Origin of the sequence: Pseudoalteromonas sp. MMG024 (genome assembly GCF_021654175.1) — a bacterium.
In the GTDB taxonomy this organism is placed as follows: Bacteria; Pseudomonadota; Gammaproteobacteria; order Enterobacterales; family Alteromonadaceae; genus Pseudoalteromonas.
In genome coordinates, this window is sequence record NZ_JAKFZO010000009.1 from 37839 (window position 1) to 58713 (window position 20875).

The window sequence follows — 20875 nt, forward strand, 5'->3', positions numbered from 1 at the left end:
TGTTGCGGTGGGCGCATTAAAACTCAATGCCCTTTGAGTACTTTAACGCTTCACAGTATCAAGCCTAAAAAGTGTTGCGTTTTTGCTTTATAAATCAAAAAGGCATTGCTCAGAATAGCAATGCCGACACCATTAGGCACATAACTTTTTAATTAACCGCTTTAACGCTGGCGCTTTTACCGGTTTATAAAGAAGCGGATATCCCGCATCACTTATCAATTCACGCACCGACTCGTCATGCTCGGCGGTATTTATAATACAAGGCAGATGGTTCAAGCCACATTCGTGCAGTAATTCCACCCCCGTTACACCGTCATCAAGGTGATAATCGGCAATTATTAGCATTGGCAGTACTTTTTTCTCTTTAAGCGCCGTTAACTGAGCTTTATTGGTTGCCATTTGCACATTACAGCCCCAGGTTTGTAAACGCTTGGCTAGGGCTTGTAATACCGTTTCATCGTTATCGATCAGCCAAACAGTTAAGCCAACAAAACTCGCTGCTTGCTCATTATTTACTGGTATTGGAGTAAATTCTTGTCGATTTTTATTTTCTACAACAAGCGGCAAATAAATAGAAAACTGCGCGCCGCGACCTATATTTGACCGTAAAGTAAGGCCTAGATTGAGCGCATCAGAAATACGTTTTGTAATCGCTAAGCCAAGGCCAAGTCCTTGCGCTTTATCATGTCCATCGAGTTGTTTAAATTCTTGGAATATCAGAGTTTGATCCTCAGCTGCTATACCTGGGCCTGTGTCTTTGACTGATAACACGAGTTGTTTTCCCACTTTCTCAGCGCAAAGTGACACCTCACCCGATTGGGTATAACGCACCGCATTACTTAATAAATTTTGAACCACTCTTCGCAGTAAAGTACGGTCGCAATTTACCATTATCTCATCAAAATGTGATTTAAAAGTAAGGCCTTTTTCACTAGCTAGTGCCGAAAATTCGGCACTTAGGGGTGTTAATAATTTCGCTATTGAAAATTGGCTTTTCTCTATTTTTAGATTGCCCGACTCAAGTTTCGTGAGTTCTAAAATACTGCTTAGTAATTCTTCTGCTGAGGTAAGTGAATTTTTAATATTACTGGCAAGCTCAGCATATTCTGAACCCTGTGACTTCTCTTCCATTACTGAACAAAATAAGCTCGCCGCATTAAACGGCTGTAACAAATCATGGCTCGCCGCTGCAAAAAAGCGGGTTTTACTCTCGGTCGCTTGCGCTAATTCTAAGTTTGCTTGGGTTAGTGCATGAGTTCGCTCATTTACTTTTTGCTCCAGATTAGTATTGGCTTCTTTTAGCGCATCTTGCGTATTCACAAATTCAGTGACATCACTAAAAGTGGTAACAAAGCCGCCGCTTGGCAATGGGTTGCCTTGCATTTCAAATACCCGACCATTTTGATGAGCACGCTGGTATTTATAGGCACTGCCAGTTTTTAAAAACGCCAAACGTTTAGCTATTTCGCTTTCGATGTCGCTAGCCTTAAATAACCCGCGTTCGGCATTAAAACGAATAATATCGGCAATGGGACGACCAATATAAAGGGCGTTATCTGGGTAATTGAACATGGTTTGATATACGCTATTCCATGCCACTAAATTCAAATCGCCATCTACTACGCTAATGCCTTGGTTAACGTTTTCAATTGTCGATTGCAGTAAATCGCGATTAAATTTAAGTACTTGACTAGCTTCATCGACGATGGTTGCCACTTCGCTTAATTGCCCGTGTTTATTTTTCGCAGCCGTGAGCACCAAATTAGCTGACGAGCCGCCAATCACCGCAGCCATTTCTCGGGCAACCAAAGACTCTAACTCCATACTAGCGGGTTTTTGCCAGCCTGTTATCTCTAATGGAAAATACTGCTGAATAATTTGCTTACCAGTCGCGCCATCAACAAAGCGCAGCAGTAAACGGCTTAATTCATCAACGCTTAGCTGATGTTTGGTATTGTTGGCATGTTGTTGCTCTACTGAAAATACAAACTTTTCAGCTTGCAGCTGCTCCGCCACTTCCGCGCCGCGTTTTAATGAAATATAAACAAATACTAAGGTATTAAAGGTGAGTGATAACAATAAAGTTTGCGAAATGCTATCAAGACCAAGCCCCAAAAAATCCGCAGGCGCAAGAAAATTTAATCCTAACGGGCCAGACACTAACCAAGCGCTTTGCCAATTTAAACTAGTAGCAACTGAGGGTAAAAATAAGCCATAAACCCATACAGCAAAGCCCGTTAAAATGGCGTATTTTGCCGCCTTACGCGATGCCCCCCGCCATACTAGCCCTAGCAATAACGCAGGGGCAAATTGCGCAACCAACGTAAACGACATAAGCCCCACATTTGCCAAACTATTCGTGCCACTGAGCAACTTATGGCAAAAATAGCTGGCAATAAGCACACCCAAAATAACCGCTTTTCGCGCACGTAAAATCCCTGTGGGTGAAAGCCCTGCTGCGGTGCTTTTCTCTTTATTTTTAGTTAACAGTAATGGGTTAATAATGTCGTTTGTTATCATCACTGAGAGCACAATGGCCGCTAAAATCACCATGCTAATTGCGGCTGAAAAGCCACCTAAATAGGCCACCATTGCCAATGTTTGATTTTCAAATGCAAGCGGTAACGCCAGTACAAAGGTATCTGACGCAACACTTTGTGGCTCGAGTAACAACAGCCCAGCATACCCAATTGGCAGCGTACAAATATTTAGCAAAAGCAAATATATAGGAAATATCCAGCGTGCTTTTTTAATGTCAGTTTTGTCGTCACGTTCAACAAAACTAACGTGGAATTGACGTGGTAAACACAGCATTGCCAATACGCCTAAAATCATATGGCTAATATACACATAATTGGCGCTGCCATGATCAGCAACTTGTTGTTCTAACCCTGCAGATTTAGCGCTATGCAACAGCGCTGTTGGGCTTTCAAATAATTCAAAACATACATACAAACCAATTGCTAAAAACGCGAACAGCTTAACTAATGATTCAAACGCAATTGAATTCATCAGGCCTAAGTTATGCGCATTAGGGCGCAGTTTATTAGCGCCAAATAACATCGCAAAAATCGCTAAGACTAGCGTTATATAAAACGTTCCATCGTGCCAAATTGACTGTGTTTCAACGCTACCGGCAATTAATTGGGTACTTTGGCTAATAGCACTTAATTGCAACGAAATATAGGGAATAATAGCAAATACCGATATGGCGGTGATAATGCCAGCGAGGGAACTGGATTGCCCATAGCGGGTAGCAATAAAATCGGAAATAGAAGTGATTTTATGTGTTTGGCATATATCACTGATTTTTAAATACACTTGCCAACCAAAAATAAATAAAAGCAAACTACCCACATAAGTGGGCGCTAGCCACCAGCCGTTGTTTGCAGCCTGTGCAGTGGTGCCATAAAAAGACCAAGAGGTACAGTAAACCGCTAATGTTAGCCCATAAACCATGGACTTAAATGACTGAAATTTATATTTTTCACTAACATAAGCAATCGCAAATAACAGTGCTAAATAAACAAATGCAATTGCACTAACTGACCAAATTGTAAGCATTATTTTCGTTTTTTTATATGCGTAACACTAGACTAAGTCATATTGCAGCAATTAGCTCGTATAACTTTAGTACTATCAGCGCATTCATTAATTGTGCTGCAAAAATCAAATCGTTTACATTTCAAACAATATGCCCTTCATTGTAAAAACTAAAATACCGAACCCATAAATAAGTGCGAGCATAATTTGATCAGAATCAATAAGCCTTTGATTTATCGACACTCCTTAATCAAGATGAAATAAAATAAATTTAAAATGAATTTTTAGTGAATTCAACAATGTACTTTTCTCAACAATAAACCATACTTAAAACTGGTTTATGGCTTGTTTTGTTTTTTACATTGGATAGGGAGGACCATATCGGCAAAACAGTAAGGTCGAAGGGTATATGTTAAAGCCGTTAATCTGACTCGCTCAGATTAATTTAATAAGCCTATAAGGTAATTACTATGCTCAATACCGTCAGTGTTAAAACTAGACTTACCATTCTAATAACCGTTCCCATTGTTGCTTTTATTGGCCTTGCCATCATATCGCTGATGATGACTAAGTCACTGGTGATGGGAATTCAAAGTATCAACAACGACCGTGTCGTCCCCCTAAAACAAATAAAAGTGGTGTCTGACAATTACGCCGTGAGCATTGTTGATAATCTGCATAAATACAACGCAAAATTACTTTCTAAAAGCCAATTACTCGCAGCTATTGAAAGCGCTGAAAACATTGCTAATCAAAACTGGCAGGCTTACTTAAATACCGAGCTTACCAGCGAAGAAAAACGACTGATTGGTGTGAGTGAATCCCTATTTAGCAAAGTAAAACAAAAAGTTAATTGGTACCAAAATCAGATAGCAATGGAGCAACCTCTCGCCAGCTCTCCTGAAATGTTTGTAAAAGAGATGTACGATGTGTTTGACCCATTTAGTACCAGTTTAAATGACCTTATCGATTTGCAGTTAAACACATCACAGCAATTTACCGATGATGCAACAGAAAACTACGAATCTACGCAACTGAGTTTTATCATTGCTTGTGTTTTACTGCTTATTGCCACCATCGTAATGGCGCTATTCATTTATAAATCAATTATTACCCCGTTAAGAGCAATTGGTTCTACCATGGCGAATATTGCCAATAATACCGACCTAACCCTACGTGTTTCAGAATACGGTAATGATGAATTTTCTCGTACGGCGGTAAGCATTAATACTATGCTCAACCATTTTAAGTCACTGATCGAAGAGCTTTTAAACGCGGTTAACACCCTTAGTAATGAATCAGAGCAAATGTCGCGTAGTAGTAGCCAAGTAGCTGCAACCACAGAGCAACAAGAACACCAAACCACCATGATTGCTACAGCCATTACCGAAATGAGCGCAGCTATTGGCGAGGTTGCATCCAATGCGGTAACCACATCACATAAAGCCAACGAATCTGACGATACCGCTAAACACGGATTAGCAAAAGTTCAAGAGAACATTGATTCAATTAATCAATTAAACGAAGTGATTCGTCACACCAAAGAAGACATTGATTTATTGAGTGAAAAAAGCAATGAAATCAACTCAGTGGTGCAAATTATTCAAAATGTAGCAGAGCAAACTAATTTGCTTGCACTTAATGCGGCAATTGAAGCAGCGCGCGCTGGTGAATCAGGCCGCGGTTTTGCTGTGGTTGCCGACGAAGTACGCCAGCTTGCTCACAATACGCAAAAAGCCACAGAGCAAATTAGCTCTATGATCATCGCCTTACAAGATGCGTCTCAACGCGCAGTTTCAAGTATGGAAGATGCCTCAGGTAAAGCGAGCCACAGTGTTGAAATTGCCGCGGCATCAGCCAGTTCAATTCAATCTATTGCCGACGCAATTACCGAAATTGCCGATATGAATATTGTGGTTTCTACCTCAACTGAAGAACAAACTACGGTTGCCGCTGAAATTTCGCAAAATATTAACGAGTTTAGCGATAGCATTCGCAGCGTCACAATTAGTGCATCTGATATGGCGCAAACTGGTCGTACGCTGTCGGAATTATCGGGTAAGCTTAATAACGATATTAGTATCTTTAAAGTTTAACGAGTAGCTCTTAATACCCAACAAAAAAGGAGCGATATCGCTCCTTTTTTAATATTTACAGTAACGCGCTATAAGCTCACATTAAACCCAACAAATACGTTGCGGCCAACCTCAGGTACACCTTCGCCCACCATTATTTCGCTGCCCATTGCACGGTTAACACCATTTAAATGAGGGCGATAAGCTTTATCTAGCAAGTTGTTAACACCAAAGTTAACTCTTAGTTGTGCTGTTACATCGTAATCCAATTGCCAATCAAGGATGCCGTAACCTGCTGATTCTTTCTCGTTGTTTAATTCGCTCACTTTTGTTTGTTTGGCATACCCACTCAGTGTTAACTGCGAGTGCCAATCACCAATTTGATAATGAGCAGTAATACGCGAGTTTAACGGCGCGATACGATACAGATCATCGTCGATGTCTTCTCGCTCACCGGTGACGTAACTAACAACCCCAGTTAGTTGCCACATATCATTTAAACGCCAAACAAGATTTACATCTGCACCAAATAAGTGTGCATCAATATTATTAAACTGAAGTGGCGCTTCTCCTCCCATCATAGTTCCAACCATATTCGCAGCCATATTATTTGATGGCGTACCTTGAATATAATCATCAATTTGATGATAGAAAACCTGTGGTGAAATACTGAAGCCATTGGCTTGATAATGCCATGCGAGATTTAACTGATAAGCGGTTTCTGCATTTAAATCAATATTACCAATATAAGTTTTACCATCAGCAAGGCCACCTGTAGCTTGCATTGGTAACCATAAATAACGCTGCTGATAAGATGGCGCGCGTTGTTTTAAGCCAAAACTAATTTCCGTAGAGTAGCGCTCTGAGTGCTGTGCCCTGCCCGAGTAGCTAATATCAACTGTGGTATCGTTAACACTGCGGTCGGCATTATTAAATTGCTGTTGTAACATTTTAATATGCGGATTCATCATCGCCATTGAGCTAGACACAGTACCAGCATCTGCTTTATTGTACTTAACACGCGCACCCACACGCTGGCTAAAATCATTGGCTTCTGATTGCCACTCAGTAAAGATTGAATGGCGGTTGTCTTCAACTTGATTAAAGTTTTCAACAAAAAACATCGCATTATTTGGATTGGTAATGCGTGAGCCATGCTCACTAACATAGCCCTCTAAACCAAATTGCCACTGAGCCAATTTGCCCGCAACAAAATAACTTAAATTATCAACATCTGTTGTGTTGTAGCGATGTTTTTGCATATTTGCATTACTTCGCTGTGAGTAATTGTCCATACCATGCTCTGCTGTGTGGTAGGCAATATATGCATCTAATGCAAGCTCGTTAAGCTGCGTTTGATAATCAAGTTTAATGCGATCACTTTCTACGTAATCAATGTCCATTGGCAATGCGATTGTGCCGGTAGGTTTGGTATCGGTGCGCTGCCAAATTAAGCCGACTGAAGACGCTTGTTGGCGATATGCCAAATCAACGCCATATTGTAAACGCTCGACTTGCGATGAGTGAACTTCTCGTCCATCACCATCTTTATAGTCATCCGCATTTTGCAATGCAACGTAGCTATTTAAGGCAAATTCATCAAACCCAGCCCCTGCCACGGCTGACACATTGTAACCCGCGTAATTAGATAAATAAGTACCGGTAAGTGCTAAATTACGCTCACCTGCATCAATATCAGCAGCACGTTTTTGATGCACCTTAATCACACCACCAAACGAATCTAACGCGCTACTCACAGGTGCAATACCGCGATACACATCTACCGAGTTAATTAAAAGTGGCGAAACATAACTAAGCGGCGCATCCATGGCATTAGGGCCCGCACCAATTTGCTTTACGCCGTCAATGGCAACAGCGACTTGGTCACCGTAGTATCCACGATATTGAGCTATACCCGATATTTGACCATTTTTATTGGCATTTGCCCCAGGTACTGAGAGTAACCAATCTGATACATCAGGCAGTGATACACTGGCCTTGGCCTGCTCAGTAGATAGCGCAAATTGATTAATGTGAGACGAAACAGTGATCACCTCCATATCTGACTTAGCAAATACTAAAGATGAAGATAGCGAGAGAATACAAAGCGTTATTGTGTTAAGTGTGCTTTTCATAAAAAACTTCCATATACAAACTAAGGAAATTTTCCGAAAAAAAGCACCACATCACAAAGTAAAAACCGTAAACTGCGACAATATGTCACAGTTCGCTTGATGGTTGTAAATCCCCTTTACGTTTTTTTAAAAAACGCATAGGTGAAAACCCGGTTACTAACATGGTACCTAGTAACACCGTAATAATGCCTACTAACACATTTAAAGTTAGTACTTCGCCAAGGACAACATAACCCCAAATTGCAGCAAATCCCGGAATTAAAAAGGTAACCGACAATGCTGACGCTGCGCCAATTTCGGCAACTAAATCAAAATAAAAAATAAGCGCGATGCCAGTACACACTATGCCAAGCAATACCACCGCCAATATTTCATCTGTTGATGGCATTTGATTCACTGGGAAAAACGGCAATAGCGGCACTAATAAAATGACCGTTGCGCACAAGCTACCATGAGATGTATCAAAACCCGGCACTTTGTGTTTAACATGCTTAGTGTAATTTGTAGCAATACCATAACAAAACGCGGCAAACGTAGCGGCTAGTAACGCGGTTAAACTTTCGGCATTGATCATATTCGGCGCTAACCCAACCATTAAAACAACGCCTAAAATACCCAAGCCAAGCCCGCACCAACCTTGCCTAGGAATTCGCTCACCATGCCAAAATCGGCCAATTAAACTGCCCCAAATTGGCGCCGTCGCATTTAGAATAGCTAACATCGCAACAGTTAAGGTTTGCGCCGCGTAGGCAAACAACATCCATGGAATTGCCGAATTAAAAAGTCCGACAAAAAAGTAATGCCCAACTAGGCCTTTTACCATCACTTTACGCCGCATCAATAGCGCAATAATTGATAGGCTAAGTGCAGCAAATAATACCCGCGCCTCAATTAAAAAAACCGGTGCAAAGCTGTCGACGGCAATACGAATAAGCAAGAATGACGCGCCCCAAATTGCAGCGAGCAAAAGCAAAAGAAAAAACTGTTTATTGGTCATATTTATACCCAAATAGCAATACGTTTAGGGTGAGAAAAGCGATACTACGTTGCTTATTTAAAGCAGTAAGGTTTTGCAATAGGCTAATAAACGGAGCAAATAACACTCCATTGAGAAAGGGAAAACAAAGCAACATACACAATGCTAACGTTAAATAACAGGGGCCTGTAGCATATACTAAATCTTTGTTGTGTGTTGCACTTTTAAGCTCGTTTTTTCAGCTGTTAAGTTTACCGTTAGACGTTACGGCTTTGCGCCATATTTAGCGTAAATGGTGTCTATTTCACCGCGTTGTTTCATATCAATCAAAATTTTATTTAGCTCTGCGCGCAAATCACGTAAATGTGGTTGAAACCGCATGGCAACTGGCAAATCACTCACTAATAATACCGGTTTAAACGAGGTTCTTTTGTTTTTATTTATATAAAACAGCGCACTTGCTTCGCCTAAAATAGCGTAATCAATATTGCCATGTTCAATTTGCGCCAATAACTCAACCTCAGAACGGGAATCTACTTTCACTATTTTCCCGGGTGCAAAGTGTTGTTCAAAGTCACCGTAGCGATAACCTCGTACTACGCCGAGTACTTTATGATATAAATCTAACGGTGTTTTTTCCTGACGATATTGCGACGCGATGACAATTTCTCGCGAGCTGGCATAAAATTCACTGTAGATACCCGGTACTTTGGTGTGACTGCGCCATATTGGATTAATGCCCGGTTCAATATCAACTTTGCCTTGATCGAACAGTCGTAAACCACGGGCAACAGAAAAAGTAACGAATGTAAACTGATGCCCAGATAATTCCGAGATACGCGCAAAGATATCAGGAAAAATACCTTTCACAATATCATCTTCAAAATAACTGTAGGGCGGGTTGGCACCGTGATAACTCAATACCGTATAGCTCTCTGCGTAACTTGCATTAACATACAAAAGCCCAATAAAAACCAATAACCGCAACATGGCTAACTTCCTTACTGATAACGCTTTAAGTATAGAAGCTCAATGTAATTACGCAGCTAAAAGTGGCATAACTGCTTATGAGGAAAACCCCATCACAAAACTATTTTTATGCCAAAACAAGTTGTATGGGTTTAGTTCACTACAACAAAGAGTTATTAGCCCGATTAAAATTTTTACGTTAAATTGAATTCAGAACAATAAAAAGAAGAATTTCTGATGACAAACAAAGTATTTATTGCAACTAGTCTCGATGGTTATATTGCTGATAAAGATAACAAAATTGATTGGCTACATCAGTTACCTAACCCTGACGGCGACGACTTTGGTTTTGATGCGTTTATCGCAGGCATTGATGCACTGTTAATGGGCCGAAACACCTTTGAAATGGTGTTATCATTTGGCGTAGAATGGCCATACAGCAAACCCGTTTTTGTACTTTCTAACTCCCTAACACATGTTCCTAAGGGTTACGAAGGCAAGGTTTTTCTGGTAAATGGTGAGCTACAAAAAATTGTGAAAAACTTAGCAGAACTTGGCTATCACAACCTTTATATTGACGGCGGTAAAACCATTCAAAGCTTTTTAAAGGAAGACTTAGTTGATGAAATGATCCTGACACGAATTCCTGTACTGTTAGGTGGTGGCTATCCATTGTTTGGCGATTTACCTGAACCATTGGGCTTTAAGCTCTTGGCAAGCAAAAAGTATATCGATAAAGTGGTGCAAAACCATTACATTAGAGACAGATAATGCAGTACCCAAATGCACTAGTTGCAGGCAGTAAAATCGCTGTTTGTGCATTTTCATCAGGCGTCGATAAAGCCTTTCATCCCCGCTTATCTTTGGCACTAGCGCATTTCAAACAATTGGGTTTTGAACTCGTTCTTGACCCAAACCTAAAAAATAATCACCAGCATGTGAGCGCAAACAAAGAAATTCGCGCTCAGCAACTCATGCAATACCTGCTCGACGATAGTATCGATGCGATTATGCCGCCTTGGGGTGGAGAACTTGCAATGGAATTATTGCCACTACTCGATTTTGCGCAATTACAAAGTGCGAATCCTAAGTGGTTAATTGGTTTTTCGGATGTAAGTACTCTGCAAGTTGCGCTGTCAACGCGGTTAAATTGGGCAAGTATGCACACAGCTAACCTAATGCAATTGGTTCCTAATCAATCCGATAGCACGACATCTGCTTTTTATAACGCAATAACGCTGAAAAAGGGCGATAGCTTTACACAAACCGCATCAAGTCATTTTGAAGCAGACTACGCTGATGTAATTAACAACCCAAATGCTGCTTATAATTTAACGCAAAAAACGTGTTGGAAAACACTTAATTGGGCAAGTGAGGGTGTTTCTGGGCGTTTAATTGGCGGCTGTTTAGATACGCTTATTTTTACCTTAGATAGCCCGTATTGTGATCTGCAGGGTTTTTGCCAACACTATGAAAAAGAAGGTGTTATTTTATACATCGAAAATGCTGAGCTCAGCCCTACCGCCTGGCTGCGCGCATTGCTAATGCTAAAATACAAAGGCCATTTCGAGCGCATTAATGCACTTTTTGTTGGCAGACATGCGGCCTCTGCTGCTAACAAGCAAATTGATTTTGCTTTGGCACTCACGCAAGCCGAACTTGATATTCCAATTATTTACGATATGGACATAGGCCATCAGCCACCGAACCTTACCTTGATCAACGGTGCGCTGTGCGAGGTATCACCTGGGCTTAACCTTAAGCAAACGCTCATTTAACGCAAAAACATTGTGCTTATGCAAAAAGCTTTTTAGCATAAGCACACAATCGAATTAAGCGAGTCGCTCTGCTAGCGAATTAAACATAGCAATTTGGTGCATTGAACATTTTTAGTATGAAATACCCGTACTGACATTTGCTTTTTACCTACTTGCCTGTTTTATATCAATTCTATTAAGTATGTGGTCAGATATCAGGCGGAATACACGCATTAAGCACGCTATTTAGCCCGTAAAATGATTAACTATTTAAAGAGTGAGCATTCACGCTTAGCGTGCCTTATTTTCTAAACACGATTGCAATTAAGACTCGCAAATAACACTAGGAACACACAATGAAAAAACTAAACCTTTCGCTGGTTGCGATGGCAACAGTATTTGCTTTGTCAGGCTGTGGTGAAAAATCAGCACCAACAGCTTCAAACGCACCAACAGCTGAAAAAACAGTTGCCACAAACACCAAAAACGACAACGCAATTTTGGCAGCATTTAGCGGTCCATATAACGGTGTACCAGCATTTGATAAAGTAACACTGAGCGAGCTTAAGCCTGCATTTGATGCCGCAATGGCACAAAAGCTGGCAGAAGTTGATGCCATTGCCAACAACCCTGAGCCAGCGACGTTTGACAATACCATTGTTGAACTTGAGAAATCAGGCAGCCTTTTAAAACGCGTTTACACTTACTACGGTATTTGGCGCTCAAACGTTTCTAGCGCAGAATTTCGTGCCATTCAAAAAGAAATGGCGCCTAAGCTATCTGCCTTCAACTCAAAAATTACGCAAAATGAAAAGCTTTTTGCGCGCATTAAAGCGGTATACGAAAGCGATGCGTTAAAGTCACTGACACCAGAAGAGCAACGTGTAACTTGGCTTACCTACAATAGCTTTGCACGTAATGGAGCAACGCTTGATAAACCGTCTAAGGCACGCTTTGCCGAAATTAATCAAGAGCTTGCTGGTCTTCACACTAAATTTGCCAACAATGTGTTAGCTGATGAAGAAAACTACGTGGTGTTTTTAACTAAAGAGCAACTTTCAGGCTTACCTGATTCGTTAATTTCAGCGGCAAAAGCTGCGGCGAAAGATCGTGGTAAACCAGAAATGTTCGCAATTACTAATTCGCGTTCATCAATGGATCCGTTTTTAACCTACTCAGATGAACGTGCACTACGTGAACAAGTATGGAAAAACTACTACAACCGCGGCGGTAATGGTGATGAGTTTGATAACAATCAAACCATTAAAGACATTTTAACTCTACGTCACGAGCGCATGCAGTTATTGGGCTACGACAACTACGCACAGTGGCGTTTAGAAGACCGTATGGCAAAAACACCGGCGGATGCAAAAGCTCTAATGGATAAAGTATGGCCTGCAGCAATTGCGCGCGTGGGTGAAGAAGTTGCTGACATGCAAGCAATCGCTGATAGCGAAGGTGCAAACATTAAAATTGCGCCATGGGATTATCGCTACTACGCAGAAAAAGTACGTAAAGCGAAATACGATCTTGATTCAAACGAAGTAAAACAATACTTGCAACTAGATAAACTACGCGAAGCAATGTTCTATGTGGCAGGTCGTTTATTTAACTTCAACTTTAAAGAAGTGGCAGCCGGTTCTGTACCTGTGTTCCATGAAGACGTGCGCGTGTGGGATGTAACAGACAAAACCACTGGCGAGCACATTGGATTATGGTATTTAGACCCATTTGGCCGTAAAGGTAAGCGCTCAGGTGCGTGGGCAACCACCTACCGCAGTCACACTACATTCGATGGTAAAAAAACCGTTCTGTCATCAAACAATTCTAACTTTGTTAAAGGCCCTGAAGGCGAACCGACGCTTATTTCATGGTCAGATGCAGAGACTTACTTCCATGAGTTTGGTCATGCACTTCACTTCTTATCAGCAACGGTTGCTTACCCTAAATCGCATTCAGGTGTACGCGACTATACTGAATTCCAATCGCAACTACTTGAGCGCTGGTTAACAACCGATGAAGTGATCAATAACTACCTTGTTCACTACAAAACTGGTGAGCCAATGCCAAAAGAGTTAGTTGCTAAAATTAAGAAATCAGCAACCTTTAACCAAGGCTTTAAAACTACTGAGTACTTAGCGTCGGCAATTATGGATATGCTATACCATACAACCGATCCAGCTAAAATTGACCCAGCTAAGTTTGAAAAAGAGCAATTAGAAGCCATTGGTATGCCAAGTGAGCTTGTGATGCGCCACCGCAGCACACACTTTGGCCATATTTTCTCTGGTGAAGGTTATTCAGCGGGTTATTACGGCTACTTATGGGCGGAAGTACTAACGTCAGACGCATCTGAAGCATTTGCTGAAGCACCAGGTGGTTTTTACGATAAAGAATTAGCTGACAAGCTTGTTAAGCACTTATTCTCAATTCGTAACGCAATGGACCCAGCTGAAGCATATCGTTTATTTAGAGGACGTGACGCAGAAGTTGAAGCACTAATGCGTGACCGTGGCTTCCCAGTCAAGTAACCTGACTTTGAGTTAAAATCAATTGATACAAAAATGCCGCGAATATCGCGGCATTTTTTTACATCGAACCTTGTTAACTTAAACCCTAATTAACCTGAACTCGGGTTAGTTAATAAATGATCCAACTATAGATTAACGGTGCTGACTAAATTGCTTCGCCATCGTGGTCAATCGTTCTGCTTCGTTTAACAGTTTTTCTGTCGACTCAAATGCATGCTCTGACGCGTCAAGTGTTTCTTTACTCGCATTATCAATGTTAATCACATTCTTTGTAATTTCATCGGATACCGCAGACTGTTCTTCTGCAGCGGTTGCGATTTGCGCACTCATATCGGTTATGGTATTTACCGCATCTAAAATACGACTAAGTGACGCTTTTGCAAGTTGTGCCTGATCGGCACTTTGCTCAGCTCTGGTTTGCCCTTGTTGCATCGCTGATACAGCTTCACCCGCAGATTGCTGTAACGTCGCAACCATTTGCTGAATTTCTTCTGTCGATGACTGAGTGCGTGCGGCGAGTGTACGTACTTCATCGGCAACAACGGCAAAACCACGACCTTGTTCGCCTGCCCTTGCAGCTTCAATTGCGGCATTAAGCGCAAGTAAGTTGGTTTGCTCGGCAATACCACGAATCACATCAACGACAGTGCCAATTTGCTGGCTATCTGACGCAAGTTTATTAATAACCGCTACAGCCGACTCTACTTCGCGTACAAGTTCGTTAATGTCTGCGGTTGTTCTATCAACTACTTGTTGGCCTTCAACGACTTCGTTATCGGCTACTTGCGTTGCATCAGCGGTAAGAGAGGCGTTTTGCGCCACTTCTTTTACCGTTGCCGACATTTGATTAATGGCAGCTGCGACCTGTTCTACTTCACGGTTTTGCTGCTGCATTAATTGATTCGTTTTCTCAGCCGTGTCCATGGTGCTGTGCGCAACAGTATCAAGCCCAGACGTTGCGTCGTTAATACGCCACACAATGGTTTCTTGCTGGGTTTGCAACATTTTAATCGTAAGCTGCAATTGACCTAGCTCATCACTGCGACCGGTGTATACTTGTTTAGCAATATCATTATCAAAAATCTCACGCGCTTTTCGTGCAGCATCCTGATAAGGTTTGGCAACACCCCATGCAAATAAACCAAACAGCACAAATGCCAGCGCTAATGGCCAAAGCTGTGCAACTGACGAAACAAAGAAAGAAGCAATCAAGGCAGGAATAACAGTTGCAAATACGCCCGCAAGCGTTAACTTACCCATTAAGTTAAACGACAATGCTGACGTAACTTTTTGACCAAAACTTGCGCCATTATTAACCGAACTATACAGCGCTTTCGCGCGTTTTAGATATTCTTCTTCTGGCTTTAGGCGCACCGATTGATAACCGACAATCTTTTGCCCTTCCATCACAGCTGTAATGTAAGCATCAACCCAATAGTTATCACCATTTTTACAGCGGTTATCAACAATGCCCATCCAAGGCTTACCTTGCTTTATAGTGCCCCATAAATCCTTAAAAGCCAGTGACGGCATTGCCGGATGACGGACAATATTATGCCCGTGACCAATCAGCTCTTCGCTTTGATAGCCACTGATATCGATAAAGTCTTGGTTTGCGTAAGTAATGCGACCTTTAAGATCTGTGGTTGAAACAATCCGTTGTGACGACTTTAGTTTTACCTCACTGCCTGTGAGGGTTTGGTTTTTCTGCATAAGACGACGCCAATTATTTTTTATTAATTATTTAGTTATACAAAGTGTAGTACAGAAAACAAGCACTGTACTGAACCTCTAATTAAGCTCTTAGGGGCTCGATAGTATACACTTATCTAATCAATTGGTACGTCAGACAAAAGCACTAAAAAAGCCCGCATTATTGCGGGCTTTTTAATAAAAATGAAATAGTTACTTCACTTTTCTACGACGAATAAATGCCAGTGGTGCAGCAAGCAGTGCAAGCCAACCAAATGAACCTGACGATTTTTTCGTTTTAGGTGGCGTTACTGGTTCAGGAAGTGGGTTTTCATTCACATCTGTCACCATAATTTTCACCATCGCAGGCTCAGAAATATTGCCAGCCGTATCGGTAACAACAACTTCCATTTCGATTTCAGTTAGACCAGCTTCATAATCAAGTACTGACTTATCAGCAACAACAATTTCACCTGACTGCTCTAACATAACCGCATTTGACGTTTGGCTAACGACGATAAACTCTGACGCTAAGTTTGCAAGCTCAGCACCATAAGACACTTCGAGCATTCCAACCACTGTACCGTTTTCCGAATTTTCAGCGATTGAGAACTCAGCGTCAGCAAGCATTGGTGCAACTGCGCGGTCAGCGCTTGGTGTTGCGTTAATCGCTTTCGAACCTGATTCAGATAAAATCGTAAAGTTTTTACCTGCGTGCGCAAGGTAAGCAGATTCACCCGGAGCCAACGACTCAACAATATTTTCTTCCGCAGTCATTAATGCTGCAACACCTGTTGATTTCTCAAATGTGAACGTTCCCATTGCATCATCAAGTGATTCATAAGCAATTGGTGTCCAAGTTCCTTCTTCAAGGCGGAATCGTACGTCAGCTGTTAGCCCCATGTCCTCAGTCGTTAGGCCAAATGCACCTAGACACGACTGAATAGTCATAAAGTTGTTACCCGTTGTGTGATACATATTGCCTAGCGTTCCTCTTGTATCACCGTAGGCATGAGTAAATGATATTTGTGTAGGCTCTACATCATAGAACCACTCAAGCTTACCATTTTGCGCAGTTACATCATATGTACCGTCTTGGTCTAAATCGAAGTCAACCATAAAGCCACCAATATAGCTATGGCTCACACCTTCATTCATTACAATTGTTGAGAAAACAGAGTAGCCTGATTCACAGAATTCAGTCGGCACTTCAATCATTTCAACCGAACCACTCACCAAATCTAAACGTTTGCCTTCAACAGCGTCTGAGACAGTTGTAGGTGCAAAGAATGGTTCAAAGTCAACAGCACCTACGTTAGTCACTTTATGCGCCGTGCCACCTTCCATTTGAACAGGTTCAAATGACAGTTCTGCCGCCGCCTTTGGTAATGTGTGGTAAACAAGGTGAAGTGCTTTTTCACCGCCCTCAGAAAAAATAAGCGCGCCATCTAATTCAAGATTAGTTAGATCTGTTGTAGCGTCTTGTGTACCAATATTATTTTGATTTAATGTCCACTCTGGCAGCTTTGCAGGATCAACTTTAAACGTAACATCAAACGATACAGTTTGACCGCCCGGCACTGTAATTGAATCTGGATGCATTACCATCAGCGCGCCGCGTTCAATATCGTTGCTGAAACGTTGCTCTAAGCTGAGGTCGTAAGTTTTGCTTTCACTTGTAAAGTTTTTCACTTGTACCGTTTTAACGTAGTCAGTTGCCTGAGAAGGGTTAATCAAACCAAGTGATAGTGCTGCTTGTTTTGTATCTTTTGCCCATGCTGCAACAGGCAGGTTTGCCGCTTTTTCAACGTCTACAAGACCCGCACCAATATAACTAATCGGCGCCAATTCAGTTTCTGGGTTTAATGAACGCGGCTCCATAGTGACATCAAGGTTCGCCGTATTCATAATAGTAGCTTTAAGTTCAATCGCATTGCGATTTGGATGCGCTTGCTTTAATAAGCTCATTGCACCAGCAGTCATTGGACCTGAGAATGATGTACCCGTCGCACCAGAAAGGCCTGTGCCTGTGCCCGGGTGTGCAGTCATAATGTTCACACCAGGCGCCGTAATTTCAGGTTTTAATAAACCGTCCATTGATGGACCACGTGATGAAAATGAAGCAACCGCACCAGCTGTCGTAATCGCATCTACATTAACCGAGAATACACCTGACTCTTTTAACGCCATACCCGCTTGATATGTAATACCAACAGAAGGAATGGTAACCTCTGTGCTGCTACCGCCCATAGGTGCTGGTGTGCCGTCATCGTTACTATTTGCAATAAATACAAGCTCAGCGCCCTTAGCTTGCGCCATTAAGACTTTTTCAACAAACGAACAGCCGCCACGATCAATCACGACCGCTTTCCCAGCAAAATCGGTACCGTCAGCAAAAGCTTCGCAGGCTGTTTGGTTTACATCTGGGTAGACAACTTCAAGATCTGTATTTGACAGCATGTAAGGTTCAGATGGACCAAATGACGCAAGCTGAATAATCGTTTCTTCACCATTAATAGTAAGGCTTGGAATTAATGTTTCATCTGTTGGGTGAGTCATTGCGCCAACTGATAACGCATTTTCAGAAGTACTTGGTCCACCAACAATAAATGGATAAGCGCCATCATTACCAGCTGAAATAACAACATTAGTACCTAGCTTCACTGCTTGATTAATAGCAAGACCAACACCATCCGATGCGATATCACCAAAGTCACCACCCAGCGACATATTAATTACATCAACACGGTCTGAAATATCACCATCACCATTCGGGTCCATCGCAGCTTCTAATGCCATGAACTGAGCAACACCTGGGCATCCACCAGCACACACAGAGTAAACATAAAGCTCTACATTTGGCGCTATTCCCGATACTGAATGTGACACATGCGTACCATGGCTTGTACCGGCATCAATTGGGTCTGGATCCATATTAACAAAATCATAGCCGCCCATAACCTGACCTTGCGGCCACGCTACTGCGTCTGTCGGGTCTTCAGCTGCTGCAACATATGCGGCTTCAGTACCTTCACCGCCAAATGCAGCGTGAGTGTAATCAATACCTGTATCTAACACGGCTACTTTAATACCACTGCCGTTAACAACATCCGATGCTACTAATTCGGCAGCTTTAATATATTCAGCACTGTCAGCGATATGTAACTCAGAGTCATAAATTGGGAAAATACCCGATACTTCATTATGAGCTACCAGCTGTTCAATTTCACGCTTGTCACCTTTAACAAGTAAACCATTAACAAGCTTAGAAGTTTTTGCAACAATGCTAATATTTAAATCCATCGTTTGAATTGCTGACTCAACTAAAGCCTGAGAAGTCATAATCGACGCTGTTTGACTTGCAATATTTGAATTAAGACTTTTGCTTTGCGCTATTGATGGGGTGTTAAGTTTAACTAACCAAGCACTCGCTTGCTTTACTTCTTTTTCGTCATTTTTGATACTTGCTTGCGCTTGAACTGGTTTTGCGCCACTGTAGTTATACTGCTTAAATGTTGCGGCACTTGCTGCTGTTGATGTAATTGCTGCCGCAACCGATAACGCAATTAACGTTCTTCTGTTACCAATTGTTGTCATTTTTTACTTCCCTCTTAGGTGAACTTTTTCTCTGGACAAAATAACTGTTGAGTTTGAATAACATTAACAACAGAATCTCAAAACAACAACAGCCCATTTACATTGATTTAAGATAAAGTTAAAAATTGAACGAAACCGTTGCGCGTTAGGCAACAATTTAATAATCAATGAACAAGCGAATAAATAACAAAAAAGATATTCAGTATAACTAGCTTATAAAATCACGTATTACTGTTTTTGACATGTACAGGAAAGAAAGTGAAGCATAGCTTTATGCTCCCACTTTAATGGCAACCTCTAGTCCTTCGAGAGTTTATTGATGAAGCAAACCGTGTTTGAATATCGTCCTATCACGGCAATATAACTACTTTTCCAAGTCTTTTATAATTACAAAATATATAACTAAGCATTTTTTATTCTTCTTTTAACCTTTACAATCACTTTTATTTGGCAAATGAATTTCCATGGAAAATAAATCGCATTACTACATTGGCATTATGTCTGGCACTAGCTTGGATGGTATCGACATTGCATTAGTTAACATAGTAAATGGGCAAACTAAGCTAGTAGCAAGCTTGGAAACCCCCTTTACAGACTCACTTCATCAGCTGTTGTCTTCAATTATTACCAATAAGACATGCAATATTGCAGATATAGGTAATGCGTCCTATCAACTAGCCTGTGAATACGCAGTTGCCGTTAATCATTTACTGCAAACGCAGCAAATTGATGCCAACGAAATAAATGCCATTGGCGCACATGGGCAAACTGTCTTCCACAACCCTAACAGTGAAACTCCGCATTCAACCCAGTTATTAAATGCATCTGTGCTCGCCGCTAAAACCGGCATTACTTGTGTACATAACTTTCGCGAAATGGATGTTGCCCTTGGTGGACAAGGCGCCCCGCTTGTGCCACTTTTTCATCAAAGTTTGTTAGCTCAAATAAGCACTAATAAGCATAAAGACTCTCTGGTTTTTGCCAATATTGGCGGCATTGCTAACCTAACAATTTGTCACCACAGCACCTTACTTGGTTTTGACTCAGGCCCAGGCAATACACTTATTGACGGTTTTACACAGCAAGCATTTGACCAACCATACGATCGCAATGGCGAGCTCGCAAAGCAAGGTAAAATCAATCAAGAGTTACTTAAACAACTATTAAATGATGACTACTTTACCCAGCCCACGCCAAAAAGTACTGGGCGAGAGTATTTCAATCTGACTTGGCTTAGGCAGAAGTGTGCTGAAAATACACTCAATAACCACGATATGTTAGCAACACTAACTGAGCTTACAGCGCTAACCATTTCAAGCCCTATTCAGTCAAAAGAAGGTGCGTTGGTATTGTGTGGCGGTGGTGCTAAAAACGCTTACTTGGTTGCACGCCTGCAACATCATTTACCAGATTGGCATGTTACTACTAGCGATAATATTGGTGTCAGTGCCGATTTTATGGAAGCAATGGCGTTTGCTTGGCTGGCTTATCGCACGTTAAATCGTCTGCCAGCTAATGCGCCCTCTGTAACGGGTGCTAACAAAGCAGCAGTATTAGGGCAGATCACCTTTGCACCTTAGTTTTATAATGGTGCAAATTT

11 protein-coding genes are annotated in these 20875 nt (G+C 41.6%); 5 read left to right on the plus strand and 6 right to left on the minus strand.

What is annotated here, in order from left to right; genetic code table 11:
- Positions 1–132: 132 nt before the first annotated feature.
- Positions 133–3564, minus strand: a complete 3432-nt coding sequence (locus L1068_RS10165) for a PAS-domain containing protein (protein ID WP_237130157.1) — start codon at positions 3562–3564, stop codon at positions 133–135.
- Between the two features lie 449 nt (positions 3565–4013).
- On the opposite strand from L1068_RS10165, the gene L1068_RS10170 reads away from it, so the two are divergent.
- Positions 4014–5639, plus strand: coding sequence for a methyl-accepting chemotaxis protein (locus L1068_RS10170; protein WP_237130158.1), 1626 nt, complete (start codon positions 4014–4016; stop codon positions 5637–5639).
- A gap of 68 nt (positions 5640–5707) precedes the next feature.
- On the opposite strand, the gene L1068_RS10175 is transcribed toward L1068_RS10170, so the two are convergent.
- The 3 genes from L1068_RS10175 to L1068_RS10185 form a co-directional block, all read right to left on the minus strand.
- Entirely contained in the window at positions 5708–7753 is a 2046-nt protein-coding gene (locus tag L1068_RS10175; protein WP_237130159.1) for a TonB-dependent receptor, read from the minus strand.
- A gap of 85 nt (positions 7754–7838) precedes the next feature.
- Positions 7839–8750: a DMT family transporter gene (locus tag L1068_RS10180; protein ID WP_237130160.1), complete on the minus strand. Its 912-nt coding sequence runs from the start codon at positions 8748–8750 to the stop codon at positions 7839–7841.
- A gap of 243 nt (positions 8751–8993) precedes the next feature.
- The gene (locus tag L1068_RS10185) at positions 8994–9719 is read right to left on the minus strand and encodes a transporter substrate-binding domain-containing protein (protein ID WP_237130161.1); all 726 of its coding nucleotides are present in this window, start codon (positions 9717–9719) and stop codon (positions 8994–8996) included.
- Positions 9720–9935: 216 nt separating this feature from the next.
- On the opposite strand from L1068_RS10185, the gene L1068_RS10190 reads away from it, so the two are divergent.
- From L1068_RS10190 to L1068_RS10200, 3 genes are all read left to right on the plus strand, one after another.
- A complete protein-coding gene (locus L1068_RS10190) occupies positions 9936–10469 on the plus strand; it encodes a dihydrofolate reductase family protein (protein ID WP_100914629.1) in 534 nt (177 codons plus the stop codon).
- Positions 10469–11476, plus strand: a complete 1008-nt coding sequence (locus L1068_RS10195) for a S66 peptidase family protein (protein WP_237130162.1) — start codon at positions 10469–10471, stop codon at positions 11474–11476. Before L1068_RS10190 ends, L1068_RS10195 begins: the two co-directional genes overlap by 1 nt.
- A gap of 335 nt (positions 11477–11811) precedes the next feature.
- Positions 11812–13986, plus strand: a complete 2175-nt coding sequence (locus tag L1068_RS10200; protein ID WP_237130163.1) for a M3 family metallopeptidase — start codon at positions 11812–11814, stop codon at positions 13984–13986.
- A 132-nt stretch (positions 13987–14118) separates the two neighbouring features.
- On the opposite strand, the gene L1068_RS10205 is transcribed toward L1068_RS10200, so the two are convergent.
- Positions 14119–15699 carry a methyl-accepting chemotaxis protein gene (locus L1068_RS10205; protein ID WP_237130164.1) on the minus strand — a complete coding sequence of 527 codons (1581 nt, stop codon included), beginning with the start codon at positions 15697–15699 and terminating at the stop codon, positions 14119–14121.
- Between the two features lie 192 nt (positions 15700–15891).
- Entirely contained in the window at positions 15892–19275 is a 3384-nt protein-coding gene (locus L1068_RS10210; protein ID WP_237130165.1) for a S8 family serine peptidase, read from the minus strand.
- Between the two features lie 464 nt (positions 19276–19739).
- On the opposite strand from L1068_RS10210, the gene L1068_RS10215 reads away from it, so the two are divergent.
- On the plus strand, positions 19740–20855 hold the full coding sequence (locus tag L1068_RS10215; RefSeq protein WP_237130166.1) for an anhydro-N-acetylmuramic acid kinase: 1116 nt from the start codon (positions 19740–19742) through the stop codon (positions 20853–20855).
- Positions 20856–20875: the final 20 nt, after the last annotated feature.